We start from the raw sequence: 820 nt of genomic DNA on the forward strand, positions 1-820 counted from the left end.
GGCACTGTTGCAAATAGTCGGTGGTGATAAACTTATCATCCCCTTTTGCTGATGGAGCTGCACATGAACCCATTCAAAGGCCGGCATTTTCAGCGTGACATCATTCTGTGGGCCGTACGCTGGTACTGCAAATACGGCATCAGTTACCGTGAGCTGCAGGAGATGCTGGCTGAACGCGGAGTGAATGTCGATCACTCCACGATTTACCGCTGGGTTCAGCGTTATGCGCCTGAAATGGAAAAACGGCTGCGCTGGTACTGGCGTAACCCTTCCGATCTTTGCCCGTGGCACATGGATGAAACCTACGTGAAGGTCAATGGCCGCTGGGCGTATCTGTACCGGGCCGTCGACAGCCGGGGCCGCACTGTCGATTTTTATCTCTCCTCCCGTCGTAACAGCAAAGCTGCATACCGGTTTCTGGGTAAAATCCTCAACAACGTGAAGAAGTGGCAGATCCCGCGATTCATCAACACGGATAAAGCGCCCGCCTATGGTCGCGCGCTTGCTCTGCTCAAACGCGAAGGCCGGTGCCCGTCTGACGTTGAACACCGACAGATTAAGTACCGGAACAACGTGATTGAATGCGATCATGGCAAACTGAAACGGATAATCGGCGCCACGCTGGGATTTAAATCCATGAAGACGGCTTACGCCACCATCAAAGGTATTGAGGTGATGCGTGCACTACGCAAAGGCCAGGCCTCAGCATTTTATTATGGTGATCCCCTGGGCGAAATGCGCCTGGTAAGCAGAGTTTTTGAAATGTAAGGCCTTTGAATAAGACAAAAGGCTGCCTCATCGCTAACTTTGCAACAGTGCC

The 820-nt window shown here is 52.4% G+C and carries 1 protein-coding gene; it reads left to right on the plus strand.

What is annotated here, in order from left to right; translation table 11 throughout:
* The first annotated feature begins 63 nt into the window (after window positions 1-63).
* Window positions 64-768 (plus strand): IS6-like element IS26 family transposase, encoded by a 705-nt coding sequence (locus NBG71_RS18630; RefSeq protein ID WP_001067855.1) that lies wholly within the window; start codon window positions 64-66, stop codon window positions 766-768.
* Window positions 769-820: the final 52 nt, after the last annotated feature.

Source organism: Proteus sp. FZP2095 (assembly GCF_023701425.1).
GTDB classification, from domain to species: Bacteria; Pseudomonadota; Gammaproteobacteria; order Enterobacterales; family Enterobacteriaceae; genus Proteus; species Proteus cibarius.

What these genes read in the sequence shown, in the direction of transcription:
- NBG71_RS18630 (WP_001067855.1), top strand. Translation starts at nt 64, where the DNA reads ATGAACCCATTCAAAGGCCGGCATTTTCAGCGTGACATCATTCTGTGG.